We start from the raw sequence: 23,805 nt of genomic DNA, 5'->3' as shown, positions 1-23,805 counted from the left end.
AGGACAGGCTGACCTGAGTGGGGCACCGGAGGCCGACGGTAAATACTACATCCCGTAGAATACTCGGGTGCGATCCCCCCAATCCCCCGTTCTGTCCATCAGCGGGCTCATTAAGGATGTTGGCCCGCTTGCCAGCCTGGACGGAAAAATGCTCCGGGTGGTCAGCGAGGTCTCCCTCGTCGCCGAGCGCGGCCAGGTGACAGCACTGCTTGGCGCCAACGGCGCCGGAAAAACCACCACGCTCGAGTGTGCCCAGGGCCTCCAGAAGCGCAGCGGCGGCACCATTTCGCTCCTGGGGCAGGACCCTGCCTCGGCCGGGGCTGAGCTTCGCTCCCGCGTAGGTGTGATGCTCCAGGACGGCGGGCTGCCGCCGTCGTCCAGGCCCATTCCGCTGCTGCGGCATATCGCGGGACTCTACGAAACACCGTGGCCCGTGGACGACCTCATCCGGCGTCTGGCCATCGATAGCTTCAGCCGCACCACCGTCCGGCGCCTGTCCGGGGGGCAGAAGCAGCGCCTCGCCCTGGCCGCCGCACTGATCGGCAGGCCGGAAGTACTGTTCCTTGACGAACCGAGCGCAGGCCTGGACCCGCAGTCCCGCCAGCTGGTGTTTGACCTGATCGGTGAACTCCGGGACGCGGGGATGGGGATCATCCTTACCACCCACCTCATGGACGACGCCCAGCGCCTGGCCGACTACGTCTACATCATTGATGGCGGCCGGAACGTCGCCGAGGGGACCGTCCAGGAACTGCTCCAGCGCAATCCCGGAGTGGAGGCCGGCGCGGAACACATCCGTACCCTGGAGTTCGAGGCAGCCCCGGGTTTGGATTTCGACGGCGTCCTCCCGGCCGGCATTGCCGTGTCCGAGGCCCGTGCAGGAAGCTACTCCGTCACAGGAAGCCTTACCCCGGCCCACCTCGCAGCCCTGGCCCGATGGTGGGAAGCGCATAACATCATGCCTGCTTCGATGAGCCTGCAGGCGCGTAGCCTTGAAGACGTCTTTCTGGATATCTCGGGAAAGGACATCCGATGAATGGGACCGCGTCCGGCGCTGCCGGTGCCGGCGCCGGTGCAAGCAATGCACCCATCGCCGCTTTGGGCGGAGTGGCAGGATCCCAGCGGCCTGCATCGTTGCTGCGGCGGGTGCTGCTGCAGGGCAAATACGAGGCCCTTGCCATGCTCCGCAACGGCGAGCAACTGATCCTGGCGGTAGTGTTGCCGCTCCTTGCATTGGTTGGCCTGACGGTGACGCCGTTCCTCGACGGGATGGGCGGCAGCCGCATAGATGTTGCCGTACCGGGCATCCTGGCGCTGTGCGCCATGTCCACCGCCTTTACCGGCCAGGGCATCGCCACCGGGTTCGACCGCCGCTACGGCGTCCTCCGTTTCCTGTCCACCACGCCATTGGGCCGCGGTGGACTGATCGCCGGCAAGGCACTTTCAGTCCTGGCTGTGCTCTGCCTCCAGGTCGCCGTCGTCAGTGCAGTGGCTTTTGCGCTGGGCTGGCGGCCCGAGGCAGCCGGGTGGCTGCCCGGCCTGCTTCTCCTGGCCCTGGGTGCCGCTGCTTTCACCGCGCTCGGCCTGCTGGTGGCCGGGACGGTCCGGCCCGAAGCGACACTGGCCATCACCAACCTGCTGTGGATCCTCCTGGGCGCCTTGGGCGGAATTGTCATCCCGGCCGAACGGCTGCCCGCCGGCCCGCAGTCAGTGGTGCACTTCCTGCCCTCTGGCGCCCTGGGTGAGTCCCTGCGTGAAGCTTTCCTCGGTGGCACGCTCAACGGCGCCGCCGCCCTTATCCTGCTGCTTTGGACGGTCATCGCCGGGGCAGCTGCCATCCGTTGGTTCAAGTGGAATTGAGATATCCGTGAGCACGGCGTCACGCCTCCCCCAGTTCGTTAACCGCCTGTCATCCCGGCTGCCGCGCACCGTGGACGTCAGGGTGCGGCGCCTTGCCGTTGCCTCGCTCATTGGGCAGACCCTCCTGGTGGTAACCGGCGGCGCGGTCCGCTTGACGGCGTCCGGCCTGGGCTGCCCCACGTGGCCGCGCTGTACCGATAACTCCCTGCTGAACACTCCGGAAATGGGGATCCACGGGTTCATCGAATTCGGTAACCGGCTCCTGACCTTCGCCCTGGCGGCAGTGGCGGCCCTGATGCTGGTGTACCTGTGGAACCTCCGCAAGGAGCGGCGCGACCTCTTCCTGCTGGCCCTGGGCCTCCTGGCCAGTATCCCGGCGCAGGCCATCATCGGCGGCATCACGGTGCTCACGAACCTCAATCCCTGGGTGGTGGGCCTGCACTTCCTGGTGTCCATGGCGCTGGTGGTGTTCGCCACGCTGCTGGTCAACCGCGCTTTCGGCCGGACCGGACGTTTTGTGGCTGCCCGGCACCCGGCCCTGCCCGGGATCATGCGGCCGGTGACGGCCGCCGTCGCACTTTTTTCCGCCATGGCCGTGATGCTTGGCGTGGTGGTCACCGGAGCGGGCCCGCACGCCGGCGACGCCGATGCTCCCCGCAACGGCCTGGACTGGGACCTGTTCTCCCACATCCATGCCGTGCCCGCGTACCTGGTGACAGCGGGAACCGTTGTGGCACTTGCGCTCGTGTTCCTGCGCCGGATCCGGGGCCCCTTCCGCACCGCCGTGATCGGGCTCCTCGGTGTGACCATCCTCCAGGCCATCATCGGCTTCACCCAGTACTACAACGGCATCCCGGCCCCCCTGGTGGCCGCCCACATGCTCGGCGCCGCGCTGCTGATGGTGGCCTCAACCAACGCCTGGGATCTCGCTAAAGCGAGCCCCGTGAAGTAGCTTCGCGCCGCAAAAGCAGTGCCCCCGGTTCGGTTCAAACCGGGGGCACTGCTGCGCTAACCGCAGATGTAAACCTTGCCTGTCACCGCATAAGCGTCGGGGCAGCAGCTTTTGCGGCCTGGGCGGGATCGAGGAACCGGATGCCGCCCCGCTCCACCAGCAGCACACGGGCTGTGGCGATGTCATAGAACAGGCCGGTCGCCTGCACCCTGCCGGCGGCGAGTTCAGGGCCAACCACAGGATGGCACTCCAGCTTGTGCAACTGGACGGCGACGTTCACCATGGCCAACTGGTCCACCTGGTTGTAGCCGGCAGCCTCCGCGGCCAGCGCCACCGGATGGTGGGCGAGTTCGCGGTAGCTGGGCCGCGCGTGGTTGAGCCAGGCATCGAAGCCTGCGCCGAGCGGAGCGTTGCCGTTCCCCGTGGCGTCCTCGATCACTGCTTTCATCGCACCGCAGTTGGAATGCCCGCCGATGACGATCGAATGCACGTTGAGGCCCTTGACGGCGAAGGACAGGGCCGAGTCGATCGAGGCATCCTGGCCTTCGTGGCACACCACGTTGCCGATGTTCCGCAGGGTCAGGAGATCGCCCGGGCCGCTGCTGGTGATCAGGTTGGGGTTCACCCGGGAATCGACGCAGGCAACGAACAACGTGTCCGGGTCCTGGCCGTCCGCCAGGTCCTGGACCAGGGGCTTGACCTGGTCGGCGAAGCGCCGGTGGTACTTGTTGATCCCCGCCAGGAGGGATCCGAGCTGGCTGTGCTGTCCGCCGGCTGCATCGCCGGCTCCATTCCCTGAGGGCCCGGCGGACTGCCATGAGGTCCTGGGCGGAAGCGGGAGTTCCCGGGCTTCCTGCCGCTGCGGGGTCCGGTGTGCCGCGTCCTGGAAGAGGGTGTTTCCGTGTTCTTCAAGGCGGACGGTGCCGCCGGCCGCTTCGTGTTGCTTCTGCCACGCGATCAGGGCTTCGCGGAAGGCGTGGTCTACGTAGTCTGCGTTCAGCTCCACGACAACGGCCGTTCCCGCGGGCACTGAGTGGAGCACGCGGTTCAGCCGCGGCAAGGCGAAGAAGCTGCAGGACCCGGCGATGGTGACCCGCCAGGGGTCCGACGGCGAGACGGGCTGGTGTGCGTGGATTGCCGCCCGGAGCACGCGCCACAGCACGCTGGCCGCGGCCAGCGCCAGCCCGATCATGACGCCTTCGAGGAGGTTCAGGAACACCACGCAAAGGAGGGTCACCACATAGATCAGGAGGTCGCCCGTGCGCAGGCTGGTGCGGATGTCGGCAACCTTGATGAGGCGGGCACCAATGACCACCAGCAGGCCGGCCAGGACAGACAGTGGGATCAGCTGGATCAGTCCGGCGAAGATGGCTGAGAACGCGAGGACCCAGATGCCGTGGAGGACGGCAGACGCACGGGTGGCGGCGCCGGCCTCGACGTTTGTGGCACTTCGGACAATCACGCCGGTCACCGGCAGGCCGCCCAGGGAACCGGAAACGATATTGGCCGCTCCCTGGCCCACGAGCTCGCGGTTGAGGTTGGTGCGCGCCCCGGTGTGCATCTTGTCGACGGCAACCGCGGAAAGCAGCGATTCGATGCTGGCGATCAGGGCCATGGAGATGACGGCGAAGGCGACGGCACGCCAGTTGCCCTCGGGCAGCTGCGGCAACGCAACGGCGTCGAAAATGGAGCCTTCAAAGGAGATGCGCTGGACCGCCGGGGCGAAAGCAACGGAAAGCGCGGTGCCGGCAGCGACGGCGGCCAGTGGCCCGGGAACGCGGCGGACTGCGGCGGGAAGGTACTTCCAGCCCAGCAGGATGCCCACAACGGTGAGCCCCAGCAGGGCTGCGTGCAGTTCGACATTGGTAATGGCCGCAGGCAGCGCGGCCAGGTTTTCCAGCGCTGAGCCGGCCGGTTCGGCGCCCAGCAGGACCTGGATCTGCTGCAGGATGATGGTGATGCCGATGCCGGCGAGCATCGCCTTCACCACCACGGGCGAGACGGCCAGCGCTGCACGTCCCACGCGGCTGATGCCCAGCAGCAGCTGGACGACGCCGGCTGCAGCGGTGATGGCGCAGGTCACCTGCCAGCCGAACTCCTGGACCAGTCCGGCCACAACGACGGTGAGCCCGGCGGCGGGTCCGCTGACCTGGAGCGGGGATCCGCCCAGGCTGCCGGCAATGATGCCGCCGATGGCGGCTGCGATCAGCCCCGCCATGATGGGCGCCCCGGATGCTGCGGCTATGCCGAGGGAAAGTGGAAGGGCAACAAGGAACACCACCAAAGAGGCCGGGATATCGTTGCCGAGATGCTTGAGGAAGCCGGGCCGCCGGAATCTGCTGGTGCCCCTTCCTGCGGCTGGCGGGCTGTGGACCGCAGTGGGGACGGTGGATGGATCGGGCGCCTGTGCCATGGATTTTCCTTTGCTCGCGGGCAGGATCCATCCAAGGGTAAGCACGGAGTCACGCTGACTGACAGGAAACGTGACGGATATGACAAGTCAGTCACATCATGGTCTTAGCTGCGGAACCTTTTCTCGGCCGCGCCCGTTATTAGCCCGCCAGCCGGTAGACGGACACATGGCTGCGGGAGTCGGCTGTGAATTCGCTCCGGTCCCAGTCGGCCCACCGGGATTCCAGCTCGAGTCCCGCCAGCCGTGCCATCAGGTCGAGCTCTGCGGGCCAGATATAGCGGTGGGGTGTCCGGTCGATTCGCGCAATACGCCCGGCCTCCAGTTCAGGGCCGAACTGCACGTGGTGGGATGTCACGTGCTGCCGGAGCACGTCATAGGTGTCCACCAGCAAATAGCCTGGCTGGCTCACCTCGACAGTCCCGCCGTGCCCGGGCGGAAGCGACCGCAGTTGGGGCACCCAGAGCTCAATGACAAAGCGTCCGCCAGGTGCGAGGTGAAGTGCGGCGTTGCGGAAACACTGGACCTGCTCGTCCTGGGTCAGGAGGTTGGAGATGGTGTTGAACACCAGGAACACCAGCGAAAAGTTGTTCCCGGCCGATGCGTCGGTCATGTCACCCTGAACCACCGGAATGCGGCGCTCATCCGCCTTCCCGCGGAGGCCGGCGATCATTGCATGCGACAGTTCGATGCCGGTGACCTGGACCCCTGCCTCGGACAGGGGGATGGCAACCCGACCCGTGCCGATGGCGAATTCGAGGGCAGGACCGGAACCGGCAAGCTGTGACAGGACCTCCACCGTGGGGCCCAGTACCTCCGGGGAGAACATTCCCACTCCGGGCGTATCGTACCGGGCGGCAGCGTCGGCATCCCAAAGTTCTTGTTGGTTGATCACCCCGCCACTATTGCACCTGGCACGCCGGCCCACCAGCGGCAACGCGGCCGGTGTGCAGGGGGACAGCGGCAGTGCCGAGTGACGCGGACTAGCCGGCCATGACCGCCTGGCCGATAAACGGGTCGACCGCCAAGGCGATGAAGAGCAGGGTGAGGTAGCTGATGGAACCGTGGAAGACCTTCATGGCGCGCTTATCCGAGATGTCCTCGCGCTGGGCCCGGTTATAGAGGGAGTGTGATTCGTACAGGAACCAGGCGCCGGCCAGGACAGCCGTGACGGTGTAGACCCAGCCCGCCCCGCCGGCGGGAACCATGAGCAGCGAGCATGCAACCATGGCCCATGCGTAGAGGACCACCTGGACCGAGACCACCTTGGCGCCGGCGATGGCGCCAAGCATGGGGACGTTGGCGTTGCGGTAGTCCTCGCCGTAACGCATGGACAGCGGCCAGTAATGCGGCGGTGTCCAGAGGAAGATCACCATAAAGAGGATCACGGCGGGCCATTCCACCGAGTTGGTGACAGCGGCCCAGGCGATCAGGACGGGGAAGCAGCCGGCGGCGCCGCCCCACACGATGTTCTGCGCGGTGCGCCGCTTGAGGATGATCGTGTAGATCACCACGTAGAAGAAGATGGCGCCCAGTCCGAGCCAGGCGGACAGCGGGTTGGCCCCGAACCACAGGATGGCGATGGCGGCCGCGCCGAGGAGCCACGAGAAGACCAAGGCTTCACGGGGAGTGACTTCACCAGTAACCAGCGGCCGGTTCTCGGTGCGGTGCATCAGTTTGTCGATGTCGCGGTCAATGTAGCAGTTGAAGGCTCCGGCGCTGCCTGCGGCGAAAGCACCGCCCACCAGGGTGGCCAGTATCAGCCCGATGGAGGGAAAGCCGCGTTCGGCGTAGATCATGGTGGGCAGCGTGCTGACAAGCAGCAGCTCAATCACGCGGGGCTTGGTGAGGGCGAGATACGCCTTTGCTTTACGGGCAATCCCGGCGCTTGTCCGGGATGCGTTCAGCGGCGTATCTGTTGTGCTCACGGTGGCAGTCACCCGTTCTGTTGGCAGTTCTGTCTGGCTGTCCAGCTGTGTCATGCGGCCCTGCCCGTCCGGGCGCCGGCGGAACCATCATCAGGTGATCCGCGCGCCGGGGCCGGGAGTCCCCGGGCGGCCACAAAGGTCTGCAACCCGGCGCTGGCCTCCAAATATCATACCGTGCCGCTCCCCTCCCAACGGTCCGTCATGCAGCCGCGGCAATCGTCCCGGAATTGGTGCTGGTGATTGCGCGCGCACCGATTCGAGCAGATTAACTCAACCTCACTTCAGGGGGGTTCAAATAAGCGGAAATTGCGTCCACAACGTGAGATTTGGGCCGCCCGGAGAATGGAATGGAGCTAAGCTGTCAAACAGATCAGCACGCAGCAGGAAGCGGTGGAAAACGCATTCCCGGCTGGCCAGTGGCTGAGTGAAAGATCAACGTTTCGATGGTGAACGGCTGGTACACACCGCAGCGGGCGCCACGCGGCGCGCGTTCAAACGGACCCGGTGTGCCGCCTGCCATCAGCACAGAGAGGGGCCCGGTTTTCGTGCCACATTTGGAAGAGCAAGAACTGTCTTGGACCAACCTGGACCAGCGCGCGGTGGACACCATCCGCGTCCTGGCTGCGGATGCGGTGGAGAAGGTGGGCAACGGACACCCCGGAACGGCCATGAGCCTGGCGCCGGCCGCATACCTTCTCTTCCAGAAGCTGATGCGCCACGATCCCCGCAACCCCGAGTGGCTGGGCCGTGACCGTTTCGTCCTGTCACCCGGCCACACCTCACTCACCCTTTACATCCAGCTGTTCCTTTCCGGTTACGGCCTGGAACTGAAGGACCTTGAGGCGCTCCGTACCTGGGGTTCACTGACCCCGGGCCACCCGGAGTACAAGCACACCGCCGGTGTGGAAATCACCACCGGCCCGCTGGGCCAGGGCCTTGCGTCCTCTGTTGGCTTCGCTTACTCCCAGCGCCGCCAGCGCGGCCTGTTCGACGCCGACGCCGCCCCGGGGACCAGCCCGTTCGACCACACCATCTGGGTGATCGCTTCCGACGGCGACCTGCAGGAAGGCGTCACGTCCGAGGCGTCCTCGCTGGCCGGCCACCAGGAACTGGGCAACCTCGTTGTTGTCTACGACGAGAACCACATCTCCATCGAGGACGATACCGACATCGCCTTCACCGAAGATGTCCTGAAGCGCTACGAGGCCTACGGCTGGCACGTCCAGCGCGTGGACTGGACCAAGACCGGCGAATACAAGGAAGACGTGCAGGAGCTCTACTCCGCGCTCCTGGCCGCCAAGGCTGAAACCTCCAAGCCCTCCATCGTCTCGCTGCGCACCATCATCGGCTACCCGGCCCCCAAGAAGCAGAACACCGGCAAGATCCACGGCTCTGCCCTCGGTGCGGAGGAAGTCGCAGCGCTCAAAGATGTCCTGGGCTTCGATCCGGCCAAGTCCTTCGACGTGGACCAGGACGTCCTGGCCCACGCCCGCGCCGTGGTGGACCGCGGTGCCGCCGCCCGCAAGGAATGGGAAGAGTCCTTCAACGCCTGGCAGGCAGCCAACCCCGAAGGCGCTGCCCTGCTGCAGCGCATCGAGGCCAAGGAACTTCCCGAAGAACTGGACGCCGCCCTGCCGGTGTTCCCCGCCGGCAAGGACGTCTCCACCCGCGCCGCGTCAGGCAAGGTCCTGAACGCACTGGGCCCGGTCCTGCCCGAACTGTGGGGCGGTTCCGCGGACCTCGCGGAGTCGAACAACACCACGATCGAGGGTTCGCCGTCGTTCGTTCCCGCCTCGAAGCAGACGGACGCCTGGAAGGGCAACCCCTACGGCCGGGTCCTTCACTTCGGCATCCGTGAGCACGCCGCGGCGTCGATCGTGAACGGCATCAGCCTGCATGGCCGCACCCGCGCCTTCTCGGGCACGTTCCTGATCTTCAGTGACTACCAGCGCCCGGCCATCCGCCTTGGCGCCCTGATGGGTGTTCCGTCCCTGTATGTCTGGACGCACGACTCCATCGGCCTGGGCGAAGACGGCCCCACCCACCAGCCGGTGGAACAGCTCGCCTCGCTGCGCGCCATCGTGGGCCTGGACGTGGTCCGCCCCGGCGACGCCAACGAAGTGGCTGTTGCCTGGAAGACCATGCTGGAAAACCACAGCAACCCCGCCGGCATCGTGCTGACCCGCCAGAACATCCCCACCTGGGAGCGCGGCGAAGGCGCAGCCGACGGCGACACGTTCGGTTCCGTTGCCGGCGTCGCCAAGGGCGGTTACGTCCTGGCCGAAGCGGCCAAGGACGGCGCCACCGTCCCGGCCGACGTGATCCTGATCGCCACCGGCTCCGAGGTCCAGCTGGCCGTCCGGGCCCGCGAAGCCCTGCAGGCCGAGGGGATCGCCGCCCGCGTCGTGTCCATGCCGTGCGTGGAATGGTTCAACAAGCAGGACGCCGCCTACCGCGAGTCCGTGCTGCCCGCCGCCGTCAAGGCCCGCGTGTCCGTTGAAGCAGGACTGGCCCTGGGCTGGAAGGAATTCGTCGGTGACGCCGGCCGTTCCGTTAGCCTCGAGCACTACGGCGCTTCCGCCGACTACAAGCGCCTCTTCCAGGAGTTCGGCATCACCGCGGAGGCAGTTGCCGCCGCTGCCAAGGACTCCCTCGCAGGCCTGCAGGCCTAACAACCAATTTCTGAGGAGAAAAACATCATGACTACTCCCACACAGCAGCTCTCCGAAGCCGGAGTTTCCATCTGGCTCGATGACCTTTCCCGCGGACGCCTCGAAACCGGCACCCTGCGCAAGCTCATCGAAGAGAAGAACGTGGTTGGCGTGACCACCAACCCGTCCATCTTCCACGCCGCCATCACCGCCGGCACGGACTACGACGCCACCATCGCCGCCCAGGCAGCAGCCGGGGCCAGCGTCGAGGACACCATCTTCGAGATCACCACGACCGACGTCGCCGACGCCTGCGACCTGTTCGCCCCCGTGGCAGCAGCCACCAAGGGTGTTGACGGCCGCGTGTCCATCGAAGTTGACCCGCGCCTGGCCTGGGACACCGCCGGCACCATCGCCGAAGCCAAGCACCTGTACAAGAAGGTCAACAAGGACAACGTCCACATCAAGATCCCGGCCACGCTGGAGGGCCTTGAGGCAATCACCGCAACCCTGGCCGAAGGCATCAGCGTCAACGTGACACTGATCTTCTCGCTGGAGCGCTACCGCGCCGTCATCAACGCCTTCCAGGCCGGCCTGGAGCAGGCCAAGGAAAACGGCCACGATCTCTCGAAGATCCACTCCGTGGCGTCCTTCTTCGTCTCCCGCGTGGACACCGAGATCGACAAGCGCCTTGACGCCATCGGCACCGATGAAGCCAAGGCCCTCAAGGGCAAGGCCGGCGTGGCCAACGCCCGCCTCGCCTACCAGGTCTACGAAGAACTCTTCTCCACCGAACGCTGGGCCCTGCTGGCCGAAGCCGGCGCGCTCCCCCAGCGCCCGCTATGGGCCTCCACCGGTGTCAAGGACCCGGCCTACCCGGACACCCTCTACGTCACCGAGCTCGTTGCTCCCGGCGTGGTGAACACCATGCCCGAGAAGACGCTGGACGCCACCTTCGACCACGGCGTGGTCACCGGTGATACCGTCACTGGCACCTACGACGAAGCCAACGCAACCCTCGACGCGCTCGAGAAGCTCGGCATCTCCTACAACGACGTCGTCGCAATCCTCGAATCCGAAGGCCTGGACAAGTTCGTGGCCAGCTGGAAGGAACTGCTCGGCGACGTCGAGGGCGCCCTCGCCTCTGCACGGAAGGCCTCCTAACCAACAATGAGCACACTCAGCTACGAAGCCACCGGTGCCGCACAGCAGGCACTCGAACAGCACCTTCCCGCCCTGGTGGAGGACCGGATCGCCACCCGGATTTTCGCGAAGGACCATACCCTGTGGGGGCCCGACGCCGAATCCGAGTCGGCCATCCGCCTCGGCTGGGTTGAGGCGGCCAGCGTCTCGCAGCCGCTGGTGAACGAGATCCTGGAACTGCGTGACGCCCTCCGGGCCGAGGGGGTGACCCGCATTGTGCTTTGCGGCATGGGCGGATCGTCGCTGGCTCCGGAGGTCATCGCCGGCACCGCCGGCGTGGAGCTGACTGTGCTGGACAGCACGGACCCGGACCAGGTCCGTGCTGCCCTGGCGGACCGGCTGGAAGAGACCGCCATAGTGGTCTCCTCCAAGTCCGGTTCCACCGTCGAGACTGATTCCCAGCGGAGGGTCTTCGAGAAGGCGTTCAGCGACGCCGGCATCGATGCCGCGAGCCGGATCATCATCGTCACCGATCCGGGCTCCCCGCTGGACAAGGCCTCCCGCGAGGCCGGCTACCGGGCCGTCTTCAACGCCGACCCCAACGTGGGCGGGCGCTTTTCCGCACTGACCGCGTTCGGCCTGGTGCCTTCGGGCCTGGCCGGCGTGGACATCCAGGCTTTCCTGGACGAGGCCGAGGAAGCAGCAGAGGTCCTCAACGAGGATGCTCCTGAGAACATCGGCCTGGCACTGGGGACCGCACTGGGCGGGACCAGCCCGCTGCGCAACAAGATCGTCATCGCCGAGGACGGTTCGGGCATAGTGGGCTTCGCCGACTGGGCCGAGCAGCTGATCGCCGAGTCCACGGGCAAGCTTGGCACCGGTGTCCTGCCGGTGGTGGCTGGTCCCAACTCGCCGGAGGTGACCACCGGCGCCGACGACGTGCTGGTGGTGCGCCTGGTGGCCGCGGATGCCGACGTCGAACTCGGTGAGAACCAGGTTGCCATCGCCGGCGGGCTCGCCGCCCAGATGATGGTCTGGGAGTTTGCCACGGCCGTGGCCGGGCGCCTGCTGGGGATCAACCCGTTCGACCAGCCGGACGTGGAGGCCGCCAAGGTAGCCGCCCGCGGCCTGCTGGACGCGCAGCCGGAGCCCACGCCGGCAGCTTTCGTTGACGGTGCCATCGAGGTTCGTGGCGGCGAGTGGCTCGGCAATGCTTCCACTGCGGAGGGTGCCGTCAAGGCGCTGCTGGATACACTCGAGGCGGACAGCTACCTCAGTGTCCAGGCCTACTTTGACCGTCTGGCATTCGCGGAGCTGGAAGGTGTACGCGACGAACTCGCTGCCGTCACTGGACGTCCCGTGACGTTCGGCTGGGGCCCCCGGTTCCTGCACTCCACCGGCCAGTTCCACAAAGGCGGCCCGGCGATCGGTGTATTCCTGCAGGTCACCGCTGCTGCGGCGGAGGACCTTGCCATCCCGGAACGTCCCTTTACCTTCGGGGAACTGATTGCCGCGCAGGCCGCGGGCGATGCGCAGGTCCTCAGCGAGCACGGGCGCCCCGTGCTTCGCCTGCACCTGACGAACCGGGCAGCCGGTGTGGCACAGTTGCAGGACATCATTTCTGCGCTGTCCGCCAGGTCAGCCTCCGTCACCGAAAGCTAAGGCACAAAGCAACATGCCAGAAACTGAATACGGCAGGTCGCCCGGGACGCGTCCCGGCAAAACGCTGCGTAATCCGCTCCGGGATCCCCGTGACCGCCGTTTGAACCGGATTGCCGGCCCGTCCTCGCTGGTGCTCTTCGGAGTTACCGGTGACCTTGCCCGCAAGAAGCTCATGCCGGCCGTGTACGACCTGGCCAACCGCGGGCTGCTGCCGCCGAGCTTTGCGCTGGTGGGTTTTGGGCGCCGTGAGTGGACTGATGAGGATTTCGCCAGCCAGGTGAAGGCCTCCGTCCAGTCCTACGCACGCACGCCTTTTGATGAGGCGGTATGGAACCAGCTGTCCGAAGGCATCCGTTTTGTCCAGGGCGAGTTCGACGACGACGGAGCCTTTGAGCGTCTCGGTGAGACCATCAAGGAACTCGACGACGTCCGCGGTACCCGCGGGAACCACGCGTTCTATTTGTCGATCCCGCCGAAGGCGTTCGAGCAGGTCTGCCGCCAGCTGTCCAAGCACGGCCTGGCGCAGGCCGAGGGTGACAAGTGGCGGCGTGTGGTGATCGAGAAGCCCTTCGGGCACGACCTTGAGTCGGCCCGGAAGCTGAACGACATCGTGGAGTCAGTGTTCCCCGCGGATGCCGTATTCAGGATCGACCACTACCTGGGTAAGGAAACGGTCCAGAACATCCTGGCGCTGCGGTTCGCGAACCAGCTGTTCGAGCCTTTGTGGAACGCGAACTACGTGGACCACGTCCAGATCACCATGGCCGAGGACATCGGCACCGGCGGCCGGGCAGGGTATTACGACGGCGTGGGTGCGGCCCGGGACGTGATCCAGAACCACCTGCTCCAGCTGCTGGCGCTGACCGCGATGGAGGAGCCCATCTCCTTCAACGCCGATGACCTGCGCGCGGAGAAGGAAAAGGTCCTCGCGGCGGTCAAGCTTCCCGATGACCTGTCCACGCACTCGGCGCGGGGGCAGTTCACCGGCGGCTGGCAGGGCGGCGAGCAGGTCCAGGGCTACCTGGAGGAAGAGGGCATCCCTGCCGATTCCAGCACCGAAACGTTCGCCGCGATCAGGGTGGACATCCACACCCGCCGCTGGTCCGGGGTGCCGTTCTACCTGCGGGCGGGCAAGCGCCTGGGCCGGCGCGTGACCGAGATCGCGGTGGTCTTCAAGCGCGCACCCAACCTGTTGTTCCGTGACCACGGGGAGGATGACTTCGGCCAGAACGCCGTAGTGATCCGGGTCCAGCCCGATGAAGGTGTGACCATCCGCTTCGGCTCCAAGGTGCCGGGCACGCAGATGGAAGTCCGCGACGTGACCATGGACTTCGGCTACGGCCACTCGTTCACCGAATCGTCCCCGGAGGCCTATGAGCGGTTGATCCTGGACGTGCTCCTGGGCGAGCCGCCGTTGTTCCCGCGGCATGAGGAAGTGGAGCTGTCCTGGAAGATCCTTGACCCGTTCGAGGACTACTGGGCCACCCTGGACGAACAGCCCGAACCCTACGCCCCCGGTTCCTGGGGCCCGGCCAGCGCTGATGAGCTGCTGGCTCGTGACGGACGAACCTGGAGAAGGCCATGATTGTAGACCTGCCGGACACCACCACCTCCAACGTTTCCAAGAAGCTGATGGCGCTGCGCGAGCAGGGCGGCGTGATCGCCCTGGGCCGGGTGCTCACCCTTGTGGTGGTCACCAAGTCCGGCCTTGAGGAAGAAGCCATCGAGGCGGCCAACGATGCCAGCCGGGAACACCCCTGCCGGATCATCGTTCTGGCCGACGCCGGAACCGACGCCGAGGACCGGCTGGACGCCCAGATCCGGGTGGGCGGTGACGCCGGCGCGTCCGAGGTGATCGTGCTGCGCGGCTACGGCCAGCTCTCCCACGAGTCCGAGTCCCTGGTGGCGGCACTGCTGCTCCCGGACGCGCCGATCGTGGCCTGGTGGCCGCACGGCGCCCCGGAAAACGCCTGCGAAACCTCCATCGGGCGGATCGCGCACCGCCGGATCACCGACTCCGCCAACGAACCCGACCCGCAGGCGGCACTCGCCCGGATCCACAAAACCTACCGCGCCGGTGATACGGACCTGGCCTGGACCCGCCTGACCAACTGGCGCATCCAGCTCGCGGCGGCCCTGGATGAAGTGGACTCCTCGCCGGTGACCGCGGTCGCCGTCGAGGGTGCTTCGGACTCCCCGTCCACCATCCTCCTCGCGGCGTGGCTCACCCTTGCCCTGGAGGCGCCGGTGACCATCGTGGCGGACCCCGCCGGAACCGGTATCCGCCGGGTCCGGCTCTCCCGCCCCGGCGGCGACGTCCAGCTCTTCCGACCGGGACTGTCCGTGGCCGAGCTGACCCAGCCTGGCCAGCCCGCCCAGCGGATCTCGCTGCCGCGCCGCAGCCTCCGCGACTGCCTGGCCGAGGAGCTGCGACGCCTGGACCCGGACGAAGTCTTCGGCGAAGTGATTACTATGGGACTGCCACGAACCAATCTAAGGAGCGTCCGACCCAGTGAGCGTTGAGCCAAGAGTAAGCATCCATCCTGATTCGTCGGTGCTGATGGCGGCCATTGCGGCCCGCCTGATTACCAAGCTTGTTGATGTTCAGGACAAGTACGGTGAAGCCACCGTGGTGCTGACCGGCGGCACGGTGGGCATCGGCACGCTGAAGGCTGTTGCTGACTCTCCGGCTGCTCCCGCAGTCAACTGGTCGAAGGTCAATTTCTGGTGGGGAGATGAGCGGTTCGTCGCCTCGGATGATGCGGACCGGAACACCAAACAGGCGTACGACGCGCTGCTCTCGCACATCCCGGTGGACCCTGACCGTGTCCACGAGCCCGGTTCAGCCGACCAGTTCGGCAGCGCGGAGGAGGCAGCGGAGGACTATGCGCGCCGTTTGCGCGAGGCCGCGGCTGAAGAGCACGCGGCCGACATGTCTGATGACCGGCCGGAGGAGCCTTCCGCGCTCCCCCGCCTGGACGTTGTCCTGCTGGGCGTGGGACCGGACGCGCACATCGCGTCACTCTTCCCCGAGCAGGGCGGCATCCGGGAGAAAACCCGCACTGTGGTGGGCGTCCGCAATTCGCCCAAACCCCCTCCGCTGCGTGTGTCCCTGACACTGCCGGCCATCAATACGGCTGCCGAAGTATGGATGGTGGTGGCCGGTGAGGACAAGGCCGGCGCTGTGGGGCTGGCCCTGGCCGGCGCCAATCCCGTCCAGGTTCCCGCTGCCGGTCCGCGTGGCACATCACGAACCCTGTGGCTGATCGACGAAAACGCCGCCTCACGCGTCCCGCATCAGCTCGTCCGGAAGGACGCTGCGGGCGCGTAGCTTTTCCAGCGCTCCAGCCAGGAGGTCTTCGGCGTCCTGGCTGGAGCGCCGCTCTTTAACGTATTCCAGGTGGCTCTTGTAGCCGTCCTCCAGGATGTCCGTGTCAGCAAGAGCCACGCCGTCCCGGGCTGCAGCCGTCCCGCAGTGCCGGCAGTCCCACACGGCCGGGATCTGGTCCTCGGGGAGTTTGAGGAAGACGAGCTGCGTTTCGTGTCCTTTGGCGCACAGGTACGAGATCCGGATTCGGGGAAGGTCGTTCCCGTGGGCTCCGGTCTCCAGGCTGGTCCCTGTTCCCGCCGTTGCGCCCGCCCGGGTGCCCCGGAAACCTGATGTTGGATGAATCATCGAGACTCCTGCCTGTGTTAAACAGAACTGTGGCTGCCGGAGAACCGACAGCCACAGTTTAGTTCGCGGACCGGCGCCGCGGCAGTGCCCGCGCCGAACCTTTTAGGCGGGAATCAGGAGTCGCCGCTGCCGGTGAAGCGCATGATCAGTCCCAGGGCGATGATCACGATGCCCCACGTGACGCCGAGGATGATGGTGAACCGGTTCAGGTTGCGCTCTGCCACGCCTGAGGAGCTCAAGCCAGAGCTCATGCCGCCACCGAACATGTCGGACAGTCCGCCGCCCCGTCCCTTGTGGAGGAGGATCAGCAACGTCAGCAGGAGGCTGGTGATGCCAAGGAGGATCTGCAGAATGACATGAAGAACGTCCACGACGGCCTTTCAGAAAGTTGGAATGACGGGAGTGTGCGCGCTGGGACGGACTAGTCCGTCACCAGGTGACTCTCGAACCTGACAATATTAGCAAACTCGGCCGGATCGAGGCTCGCGCCACCCACCAGCAGGCCGTCCACGTCGCGTTCCTTCAGGATGGCGGCGGCGTTGTTGGCCTTGACCGAACCGCCGTACAGGAGACGCGTCTTGGCAGCAGTTGCGGCATCGAACAGGGACTCAAGCTCGGCGCGGATGGCGGCACACATTTCCTGTGCATCTGCCGGCCCGGCAACTTCGCCCGTTCCGATGGCCCAGACGGGCTCGTAGGCCACCACAAGCTCGGCGGCCTGCTCGGGGCTCAGCCCGGCGACGCCGGCGCGGAGCTGGGCAAGGGTGTGCTCGACGTGCGTGCCTGCCTGTCGGATCTCCAGGCCTTCGCCCACGCAGAGCACGGGAACGAGGTTGTGCTTGAAGGCAGCCTTGACCTTGGCATTGAGGACGTCGTCAGATTCTTCGTGGATGGTCCGCCGCTCACTGTGGCCCACCAGGACGTACTTGCAGCCCAGCTTGTTCAGGAACTGGCCGGAGATGTCGCCGGTGTAGGCGCCCGTGTCGAACTGGGAAAGGTCCTGGCCGCCGTAGGCGACATCCAGGTCGTCGCCCTGGACCAGGGTCTGCACGCCGCGGAGATCGGTGAACGGGGGGAAGACGGCAACCTCCACCCGGCTGTAGTCGTGCTTGGCATCCGAGAGGGTCCAGGCAAGCTTCTGCAGGAGGGTGATGCCCTGGACGTGGTCCATGTTCATTTTCCAGTTGCCCGCGATGAAGGGCTTGCGGTCAAAAGCGCCGTTCGTTGACGATGTCACGTGTTCTCCAAAAAAGTCAGAATAAGTGTGCGGCCGGCAGGCTGCCGCGGGGCAACCTGCCGGCCGGAGGACGAAAGAGCAGTGACGCTCTACCGATCCAGGACGCTGAGCCCCGGGAGTTCCTTGCCTTCGAGGTATTCCAGGCTGGCGCCGCCACCGGTGGAAATGTGGCCGAACTGGTCATCGGCGAACCCGAGGGTGCGGACTGCGGCGGCTGAGTCGCCACCGCCCACAACCGTGAAAGCTCCGGTTTCGGTGAGGGCCTGCGCGATGGCGCGGGTACCGGCGGAGAACGCCTCGAATTCGAACACACCCATGGGGCCGTTCCAGAAGACGGTCTTGGCACCCTTGATCCGGTCGGCGAAAGCGGCTGCCGAGTCGGGTCCGATGTCCAGGCCGATGCCCTGCTCACCGAAGCTGCTGCCCTCGATGGCGTCGGCGGCGACGGTCTCGTGGGCGGCGTTGGCGGCGAACTTCTCCGCCACCACCACGTCCGTGGGCACCACAAATTCGGTGCCGGCATCCGCTGCCCGCTTCAGGTAGTCCTGGACCACGGGGATCTGGTCTTCTTCGAGGAGGCTGGAGCCAACCTTGTGCCCGGCCGCGGCAAGGAACGTGAACAGCATGCCGCCGCCCACCAGGATGGTGTCTGCCTTGCCGAGCAGGTTGTCGATGACAGCCAGCTTGTCCGAGACCTTGGACCCGCCGAGCACCACCACGTAGGGGCGCTGGGTGTCCGCGGTGAGCTTGCGCAGAACCTCCACCTCGGTGTGCACGAGGTCGCCGAGGTAGGACGGCAGCCGGGTGGCGACGTCGTAGACGCTGGCGTGCTTGCGGTGCACGGCCCCGAAGGCGTCGTCCACGTAGGCTCCGTTATCGCCCGTCAGGGCCACCAGCTCGTCAGCGAAGGCGCCGCGCTCGGCGTCGTCCTTGCTGGTTTCGCGGGCATCGAAGCGCACGTTCTCCAGGACCAGCACTTCACCGTCCTGGAGGGAGGCGGCAGCTTCCTTGGCGGAGCTGCCCACGGTATCCCCGGCCAGCGTGACCTTGAAGCCGGCCAGTTCGGCCAGGCGGGAGGCCGCAGGCTTGAGGGAGTACTTTTCCTCCGGGGCGCCCTTGGGGCGGCCGAGGTGGGCTGTTACCAGCACGCGGGCACCGGCGTCCGTGAGCTTTCGCAGGACTGGCAGTGAGGCCTTGATCCGGCCGTCGTCAGTCACTGTAGAGCCGTCGAGCGGCACATTCAGGTCACTTCGAACCAGAATGTACCGCCCGCGGACACCTTCAGCGATCAGTTCGTTGAGGGTGTGAGATGTCATGTGTCTAACCCTAGCCCAGCTTGGACGCGACAAGCTCCGTAAGGTCAACGAGCCGGTTGGAGTAGCCCCATTCGTTGTCGTACCAGGAAACAACCTTGACCTGGTTGCCGATCACCTTGGTGAGGCCGGAGTCGAAGATGGACGAGGCGGGGTCGCCGACAATGTCGGAGGAGACGATGGGCTCGTCCGTGTAGGTCAGGAAGCCCTGCAGTTCCTCGGATTCAGCGGCACGCTTGAGGGCGGCGTTGACTTCCTCCACGGTGGTCTCGCGGGAGACGGTGACGGTGAGGTCGGTGGCGGAGCCGGTGGGGACGGGAACGCGGATGGCGTAGCCGTCCAGCTTGCCCTTGAGCTCGGGGAGGACCAGGCCGATGGCCTTGGCTGCACCGGTGGACGTGGGCACCATGTTGACGGCTGCGGCGCGTGCACGGCGCAGGTCCTTGTGCGGGCCGTCCTGCAGGTTCTGGTCTGCGGTGTAGGCGTGGACGGTGGTCATCAGGCCACGCTCGATGCCGAACTCGTCGTTGACCACCTTGGCCAGCGGGCCAAGGCAGTTGGTGGTGCAGGACGCGTTGGAGATGATGTGGTGCGTCGCGTTGTCGTACAGGTTGTGGTTGACACCCATCACGATGGTGATGTCCTCATCCGATGCCGGGGCGGAGATCAGGACCTTCTTGGCGCCGGCGTCGATGTGCTTCTGCGCATCGGCGGCCTTGGTGAAGAAGCCGGTGGATTCGATCACGATGTCCACGCCCAGCTCGCCCCACGGGAGGTTGGCCGGATCGCGCTCTGCCAGGACCTTGACGACGTTGCCGTTGACGACGATGTTGCCGTCCTTGACCTCGATGGTTTCCTTCAGGCGGCCGCCCACGGAGTCGTACTTGAACAGGTGGGCGAGGGCCTCGGGGCTGGTGAGGTCGTTGACTGCAACGATCTCCAGGTCCGCGCCCTGTGCCAGGGCTGCGCGGAAGTAGTTGCGGCCAATACGGCCAAAGCCGTTGATACCAATACGGGTCGTCACTTTTTCAGTCTCCTTGGTGCTTTGAGAAGCACAACTAGTTGAGCGGGCGTTCAAGCCAACTAACAGATCCCGCACGCCATTGGGCAGAGATGATTTACAGACGGAGGGCGACCAGCCTCATTGCTGAAGGCTAACCGCCTTCCGTGACCTATCTTACGTTTAACTGGGTCCGCCCCCGCAAGTGCGGGGGCGGACGGTCCACATTGCGGTTGGTTTAAGTCCGAATGTGAAGTTTGTTACAGGCGCGTGTAGCGCTGATCACTACGGGAGGGTGATGAGTCCCGTGGCGTTGGTGCGTGCAGCCTCGAAGCGCTTGGCGACGTCGGCCCAGTTCACGATGTTCCAGAACGCCTTGACGTAGTCGGCCTTGACGTTGACGTAGTCCAGGTAGAAGGCGTGCTCCCACATGTCCAGCATCAGCAGCGGGATGGTGCCCAGTGCCGTGTTGCCCTGCTGGTCGTACAGCTGCTCGATGACCAGGTTTCCACCGATGGGCTCGTAGGCCAGGAAGCCCCAGCCGGAACCCTGCAGGCCGAGGGCGGCCGCGGAGAACTGGGCACGGAATGCGTCGAAGGAACCGAAAGCGTCGTCGATGGCCGCAGCGAGCTCACCTTCGGGCTTGTCGCCGCCGTCCGGGGAGAGGTTGTTCCAGAAGACGGAGTGGTTGACGTGTCCGCCGGTGTGGAACGCGAGGTCCTTCGAGAGCCGGTTGATGTTCGCGAAGTCGCCCTTCTCGCGGGCTTCGGCCAGCTGGGCCAGGGCGTTGTTGGCGCCGGCCACGTAAGCGGCGTGGTGCTTGCTGTGGTGCAGCTCCATGATCCGCGCAGAAATGTGCGGCTCCAGGGCGGCGTAGTCGTAGCTGAGTTCAGGCAGTACGTACTCGGTCACAAAATCCTCCATCATCGTGGACACTCGGTCCGGTTGGTACATCTCGGATTGTGCATCCGGGCATCTGGCACCCGGAATCTTTTTGATTCTATGGGCCTGTTACTCGTCCAGCATTTCAGGCGTCACATTGGCGTCCGTTCCAGGGATGCCCAGGTCAAGGGCACGTTTGTCCGCCATGGCAAGCAGCCGGCGGATCCTGCCCGCGATGGCGTCCTTGGTCATCACCGGATCCGCCAGGCGGCCCAGTTCGTCGAGGCTGGCCTGCTTATGGGCGACCCGCAGTTCGCCGGCGTACTTCAGGTGCTCGGGGACGTCGTCGCCGAGGATTTCCAGCGCCCTGTCCACCCGCGCGCCGGCGGCCACGGCAGCCTGGGCTGAGCGGCGCAGGTTGGCGTCGTCGAAGTTGGCGAGCCGGTTGGCCGTTGCCCGGACTTCCTTGCGCATCCGGCGCTCCTCCCACACCATCAGGGCGTCGTGGGCGCCCATGCGGGTAAGGAGGGCTGCGATGGTGTCGCCGTCCCGGATGACCACGCGGTCCACTCCCCTGACCTCGCGCGCCTTCGCCTGGATGTCCAGCCGGCGGGCCGCGCCCACCAGTGCCAGCGCCGACTCCGGGCCGGGGCAGGTGACCTCCAGCGAAGAGGACCGCCCGGGCTCCGTGAGCGAGCCGTGGGCCAGGAACGCGCCGCGCCACACCGCTTCGGCATCGGCTGCGGAGCCGTTGACGACGGCGGAGGGCAGCCCCCGCACCGGCCGGCCGCGGCCGTCGAGGAGGCCCGTCTGCCGGGCCAGCGCCTCGCCGTCGCGCACCACCCGGACCACGTAGCGGCTGGCGCGCCGCAGACCCCCGGCTGAGACAACGATAATTTCGCTTTGGTGTCCGTAGACTTCGGCGATGGCCGCGCGAAGGCGGCGGGCTGTGGAGGCCAGGTCCACTTCGGCTTCGATCACGATCCGGCCGGAGATGATGTGGAGTCCGCCTGCGAAGCGCAGCATGGCTGAGACTTCCGCCTTCCGGACTGATGACTTTTTGATGTCCAGACGGGAAAGTTCTTCCTTGACTGATGCTGTCAGTGCCATGGCACCTTCCTAACTGTTCCCGAAAATGTCGTGGTACGCCGTTGCCAGACGGAGGGGGTCATGGACGGGTCGGCGGCCCGACGCCCCTACTTTACCCAAGACCACCTCGGCTCCGATCATCGCGGCGGCCTTCTCGAACTCCGGCAGGTCGGGAACCGAGGCGGGGTCGGCCAGGACAACATCAATGCTGAAATCGGGAGCGTAGCGCCGCAGGACGTGGAGGTGGTCGGCGGCCGTCATGCCGGAGGTTTCCTTAGTGTCCGTGGCCAGGTTCATGGTCAGGAGGCGTTTGGCCGGGGTGTGGCACAGCGCCTGGCGCATCTCGGGGAGCAGCAGGTGCGGCAGGACCGACGTGTACCAGGAGCCGGGGCCAAGGATCACCCAGTCCGCCAGTTCGATGGCCGAAAGTGCTTCAACGCAGGCGGGGGCCGCTTCGGGCAGCAGCCGCACCGCTTCCAGGGACCCGGCAACGGCGCAGCGCGCCTGGCCGTGGATCGTCTGGAGCTGCGAGGTGCCGTCCGCCGCGGTGACCCGGACATCGCCTTCGATGGTCAACGGCTCGGTGGACATGGGCAGGACCTGGCCGCGGGCACCGAGCAGCGCCCCCGCCCACCGCAGCCCCGCAACTGCGTCGCCGAGCAGTTCCCACAGGGTGACAATCAGCAGGTTGCCGGTTGCGTGGTCGTCCAGGGAGCCGCCCGGTCCCTTGCCGGGACGGAAGCGGTGCTGCATCACGTCCCGCCACGTGCGGCCCCAGTCCGTGTCATCACACAGGGCGGACAAGGCCATGCGCAGATCCCCGGGCGGGAGGACGCCGTACTCGTCGCGCAGACGCCCGGAAGATCCGCCGTCGTCCGCTACCGTGACGATGGCGGTGAGCTCGCTGGTGAGCAGGCGCAGCGCCGAGAGCGAGGCCGACAGCCCGTGGCCGCCGCCGAGTGCAACAACATTGCGCCCTTTGTCCTGCTGGTTGGCCGCCGTTCCGGCAGGCGGAACCAGCGGCAGGGCCCCGGTGAACAGCGACATTACTCCCGGCCCAGGTCCCGGTGTGTGGTGGTCACGGTGACGCGCGGGAACTGGGCCAGCTTCTTGGACAGTTCGACGGCGACAGCCACCGAGCGGTGTTTGCCGCCGGTGCAGCCTACGGCGATGGTGGCGTAGTGCTTGTTCTCGCGGCGGTAGCCGTCCAGGACCGGTTCCAGCGCCATCACGTAGCGGTCCACGAAGTTCTTGACACCTTCAGCTTCGAGGACGTAGTCGCTGACGTCCTTGTCCAGGCCGGTGTGCGGGCGAAGCTGGGGCACCCAGTGCGGGTTGGGAATGAACCTGACGTCCGCCACATAGTTGGCGTCGACGGGCAGCCCGTACTTGAAGCCGAAGCTCATGATGTTCAGCCGCAGGGCCACGGGGCCGGTCTCGCTGAAGAGCTCGGTGATGGCGGTGGCCAGGCCGTGGACGTTGTAGCCCGACGTGTCCAGCACGACGTCGGAGATGTCGCGGAGTTCCTGCAACAGCTCCCGTTCGGCAGCAATGCCGTCGAGGATCCGGCCGCCGCCCTGGAGCGGATGGGGCCGGCGGCCCTGCTCGAAGCGGCGGACCAGCACGTTGTCGCTGGCGTCGAGGAAGAGGACGCGGAAGGTGACCCCGCTGGCCGCCAGTGCTCCCAGCGCCGCCCGGATGTCTGCGAAAAGACCCTTGCTGCGGACGTCGATGACCACGGCCAGCCGCGGGATGGACTGCGGGGCGTGCGAGACGAGTTCGGCGAGCGTGCCCAGCATCTGGGGCGGCAGGTTTTCCACGACATACCAGCCGTGGTCCTCCAGCGCGTCAGCAGCCGTGCTCCGCCCCGCTCCGGACATCCCGGTGACCACCAGCAGTTCCGCTTCGAGCGGCTTGACGGGCTGCATCCCGTCTTCGCCTGCTCCGGATTCCGCCGTTGTGTCTGCCATTAAGTCCGCCCCGTTTCTTCAGTTGCCTGGTG

21 protein-coding genes are annotated in these 23,805 nt (G+C 66.2%); 9 read left to right on the top strand and 12 right to left on the bottom strand.

Annotated features, from left to right (window positions below; genetic code table 11):
- Nucleotides 1-67 precede the first annotated feature (67 nt).
- From BMX78_RS09165 to BMX78_RS09155, 3 genes are read left to right on the top strand one after another with little or no spacing between them, the layout of a single operon-like run.
- Nucleotides 68-1,036 carry an ABC transporter ATP-binding protein gene (locus tag BMX78_RS09165; protein ID WP_091418784.1) on the top strand — a complete coding sequence of 323 codons (969 nt, stop codon included), beginning with the start codon at nt 68-70 and terminating at the stop codon, nt 1,034-1,036.
- Complete coding sequence (locus BMX78_RS09160; protein ID WP_370455814.1) at nt 1,033-1,860, top strand: ABC transporter permease; 828 nt, start codon at nt 1,033-1,035, stop codon at nt 1,858-1,860. Before BMX78_RS09165 ends, BMX78_RS09160 begins: the two co-directional genes overlap by 4 nt.
- A gap of 7 nt (nt 1,861-1,867) precedes the next feature.
- The gene (locus BMX78_RS09155) at nt 1,868-2,812 is read left to right on the top strand and encodes a COX15/CtaA family protein (protein ID WP_091418783.1); all 945 of its coding nucleotides are present in this window, start codon (nt 1,868-1,870) and stop codon (nt 2,810-2,812) included.
- An 82-nt stretch (nt 2,813-2,894) separates the two neighbouring features.
- On the opposite strand, the gene BMX78_RS09150 is transcribed toward BMX78_RS09155, so the two are convergent.
- The 3 genes from BMX78_RS09150 to BMX78_RS09140 all read right to left on the bottom strand — a co-directional run bounded on the left by BMX78_RS09150 (nt 2,895) and on the right by BMX78_RS09140 (nt 7,162).
- The gene (locus tag BMX78_RS09150; RefSeq protein WP_091418782.1) at nt 2,895-5,225 is read right to left on the bottom strand and encodes a SulP family inorganic anion transporter; all 2,331 of its coding nucleotides are present in this window, start codon (nt 5,223-5,225) and stop codon (nt 2,895-2,897) included.
- 139 nt (nt 5,226-5,364) lie between these two features.
- Complete coding sequence (locus tag BMX78_RS09145; RefSeq protein WP_091418781.1) at nt 5,365-6,117, bottom strand: class I SAM-dependent methyltransferase; 753 nt, start codon at nt 6,115-6,117, stop codon at nt 5,365-5,367.
- A gap of 88 nt (nt 6,118-6,205) precedes the next feature.
- Nucleotides 6,206-7,162 carry a heme o synthase gene (locus BMX78_RS09140; protein ID WP_091418936.1) on the bottom strand — a complete coding sequence of 319 codons (957 nt, stop codon included), beginning with the start codon at nt 7,160-7,162 and terminating at the stop codon, nt 6,206-6,208.
- 542 nt (nt 7,163-7,704) lie between these two features.
- Here BMX78_RS09140 and tkt point away from each other — a divergent pair.
- Genes tkt through pgl form a run of 6 tightly spaced genes read left to right on the top strand, consistent with a single transcriptional unit; the run spans nt 7,705 to nt 15,937 of the window.
- A complete protein-coding gene (gene tkt / locus BMX78_RS09135; protein ID WP_091418934.1) occupies nt 7,705-9,822 on the top strand; it encodes a transketolase in 2,118 nt (705 codons plus the stop codon).
- 27 nt (nt 9,823-9,849) lie between these two features.
- Entirely contained in the window at nt 9,850-10,965 is a 1,116-nt protein-coding gene (gene tal / locus BMX78_RS09130; RefSeq protein WP_091418780.1) for a transaldolase, read from the top strand.
- Nucleotides 10,966-10,971: 6 nt separating this feature from the next.
- Complete coding sequence (locus BMX78_RS09125; RefSeq protein ID WP_091418779.1) at nt 10,972-12,606, top strand: phosphoglucose isomerase-related protein; 1,635 nt, start codon at nt 10,972-10,974, stop codon at nt 12,604-12,606.
- 13 nt (nt 12,607-12,619) lie between these two features.
- Nucleotides 12,620-14,191, top strand: a complete 1,572-nt coding sequence (zwf, locus tag BMX78_RS09120; protein ID WP_091418778.1) for a glucose-6-phosphate dehydrogenase — start codon at nt 12,620-12,622, stop codon at nt 14,189-14,191.
- Nucleotides 14,188-15,129, top strand: coding sequence for a glucose-6-phosphate dehydrogenase assembly protein OpcA (locus BMX78_RS09115; RefSeq protein ID WP_091418777.1), 942 nt, complete (start codon nt 14,188-14,190; stop codon nt 15,127-15,129). The genes zwf and BMX78_RS09115 overlap by 4 nt, the downstream gene beginning before the upstream one ends.
- Nucleotides 15,119-15,937, top strand: a complete 819-nt coding sequence (gene pgl, locus BMX78_RS09110; RefSeq protein WP_091418776.1) for a 6-phosphogluconolactonase — start codon at nt 15,119-15,121, stop codon at nt 15,935-15,937. The genes BMX78_RS09115 and pgl overlap by 11 nt, the downstream gene beginning before the upstream one ends.
- Here pgl and BMX78_RS09105 read toward each other — a convergent pair.
- The 9 genes from BMX78_RS09105 to rapZ all read right to left on the bottom strand — a co-directional run bounded on the left by BMX78_RS09105 (nt 15,890) and on the right by rapZ (nt 23,773).
- Nucleotides 15,890-16,282 carry an RNA polymerase-binding protein RbpA gene (locus tag BMX78_RS09105; RefSeq protein ID WP_091418775.1) on the bottom strand — a complete coding sequence of 131 codons (393 nt, stop codon included), beginning with the start codon at nt 16,280-16,282 and terminating at the stop codon, nt 15,890-15,892. The two genes, pgl and BMX78_RS09105, sit on opposite strands and share 48 nt — an antisense overlap.
- A 113-nt stretch (nt 16,283-16,395) precedes the next feature.
- Nucleotides 16,396-16,653, bottom strand: a complete 258-nt coding sequence (gene secG / locus BMX78_RS09100; protein WP_050055341.1) for a preprotein translocase subunit SecG — start codon at nt 16,651-16,653, stop codon at nt 16,396-16,398.
- A 50-nt stretch (nt 16,654-16,703) separates the two neighbouring features.
- Nucleotides 16,704-17,519, bottom strand: coding sequence for a triose-phosphate isomerase (gene tpiA, locus BMX78_RS09095; protein WP_091418774.1), 816 nt, complete (start codon nt 17,517-17,519; stop codon nt 16,704-16,706).
- 89 nt (nt 17,520-17,608) lie between these two features.
- Nucleotides 17,609-18,835, bottom strand: a complete 1,227-nt coding sequence (locus BMX78_RS09090; protein WP_091418773.1) for a phosphoglycerate kinase — start codon at nt 18,833-18,835, stop codon at nt 17,609-17,611.
- A gap of 10 nt (nt 18,836-18,845) precedes the next feature.
- Nucleotides 18,846-19,856, bottom strand: a complete 1,011-nt coding sequence (gene gap, locus BMX78_RS09085) for a type I glyceraldehyde-3-phosphate dehydrogenase (RefSeq protein WP_050055344.1) — start codon at nt 19,854-19,856, stop codon at nt 18,846-18,848.
- Nucleotides 19,857-20,117: 261 nt separating this feature from the next.
- A complete protein-coding gene (locus BMX78_RS09080; RefSeq protein WP_091418932.1) occupies nt 20,118-20,744 on the bottom strand; it encodes a superoxide dismutase in 627 nt (208 codons plus the stop codon).
- Nucleotides 20,745-20,843: 99 nt separating this feature from the next.
- Nucleotides 20,844-21,824 carry a DNA-binding protein WhiA gene (whiA, locus tag BMX78_RS09075; RefSeq protein ID WP_050055346.1) on the bottom strand — a complete coding sequence of 327 codons (981 nt, stop codon included), beginning with the start codon at nt 21,822-21,824 and terminating at the stop codon, nt 20,844-20,846.
- A gap of 9 nt (nt 21,825-21,833) precedes the next feature.
- Nucleotides 21,834-22,850, bottom strand: a complete 1,017-nt coding sequence (locus BMX78_RS09070; RefSeq protein WP_091418772.1) for a gluconeogenesis factor YvcK family protein — start codon at nt 22,848-22,850, stop codon at nt 21,834-21,836.
- Nucleotides 22,850-23,773 (bottom strand): RNase adapter RapZ, encoded by a 924-nt coding sequence (gene rapZ, locus BMX78_RS09065; protein WP_091418771.1) that lies wholly within the window; start codon nt 23,771-23,773, stop codon nt 22,850-22,852. The genes BMX78_RS09070 and rapZ overlap by 1 nt, the downstream gene beginning before the upstream one ends.
- Nucleotides 23,774-23,805: the final 32 nt, after the last annotated feature.

The sequence above is a fragment of the Arthrobacter sp. OV608 genome, from assembly GCA_900110595.1.
Classification (GTDB): domain Bacteria; phylum Actinomycetota; class Actinomycetes; order Actinomycetales; family Micrococcaceae; genus Arthrobacter.
Note: the sequence above shows the minus strand (reverse complement) of the source record. Positions and strands in the feature narration are given on the sequence as shown.

Excerpts from the sequence above, each read along its gene's own strand:
- BMX78_RS09160 (WP_370455814.1), top strand. The coding sequence starts at position 1,033 with ATGAATGGGACCGCGTCCGGCGCTGCCGGTGCCGGCGCCGGTGCAAGC.
- BMX78_RS09125 (WP_091418779.1), top strand. The coding sequence starts at position 10,972 with ATGAGCACACTCAGCTACGAAGCCACCGGTGCCGCACAGCAGGCACTC.
- BMX78_RS09150 (WP_091418782.1), bottom strand. The coding sequence starts at position 5,225 with ATGGCACAGGCGCCCGATCCATCCACCGTCCCCACTGCGGTCCACAGC.
- whiA (WP_050055346.1), bottom strand. The coding sequence starts at position 21,824 with ATGGCACTGACAGCATCAGTCAAGGAAGAACTTTCCCGTCTGGACATC.
- BMX78_RS09070 (WP_091418772.1), bottom strand. The coding sequence starts at position 22,850 with ATGTCGCTGTTCACCGGGGCCCTGCCGCTGGTTCCGCCTGCCGGAACG.
- tal (WP_091418780.1), top strand. The coding sequence starts at position 9,850 with ATGACTACTCCCACACAGCAGCTCTCCGAAGCCGGAGTTTCCATCTGG.
- BMX78_RS09115 (WP_091418777.1), top strand. The coding sequence starts at position 14,188 with ATGATTGTAGACCTGCCGGACACCACCACCTCCAACGTTTCCAAGAAG.
- rapZ (WP_091418771.1), bottom strand. The coding sequence starts at position 23,773 with ATGGCAGACACAACGGCGGAATCCGGAGCAGGCGAAGACGGGATGCAG.
- zwf (WP_091418778.1), top strand. The coding sequence starts at position 12,620 with ATGCCAGAAACTGAATACGGCAGGTCGCCCGGGACGCGTCCCGGCAAA.
- BMX78_RS09090 (WP_091418773.1), bottom strand. The coding sequence starts at position 18,835 with ATGACATCTCACACCCTCAACGAACTGATCGCTGAAGGTGTCCGCGGG.
- BMX78_RS09105 (WP_091418775.1), bottom strand. The coding sequence starts at position 16,282 with ATGATTCATCCAACATCAGGTTTCCGGGGCACCCGGGCGGGCGCAACG.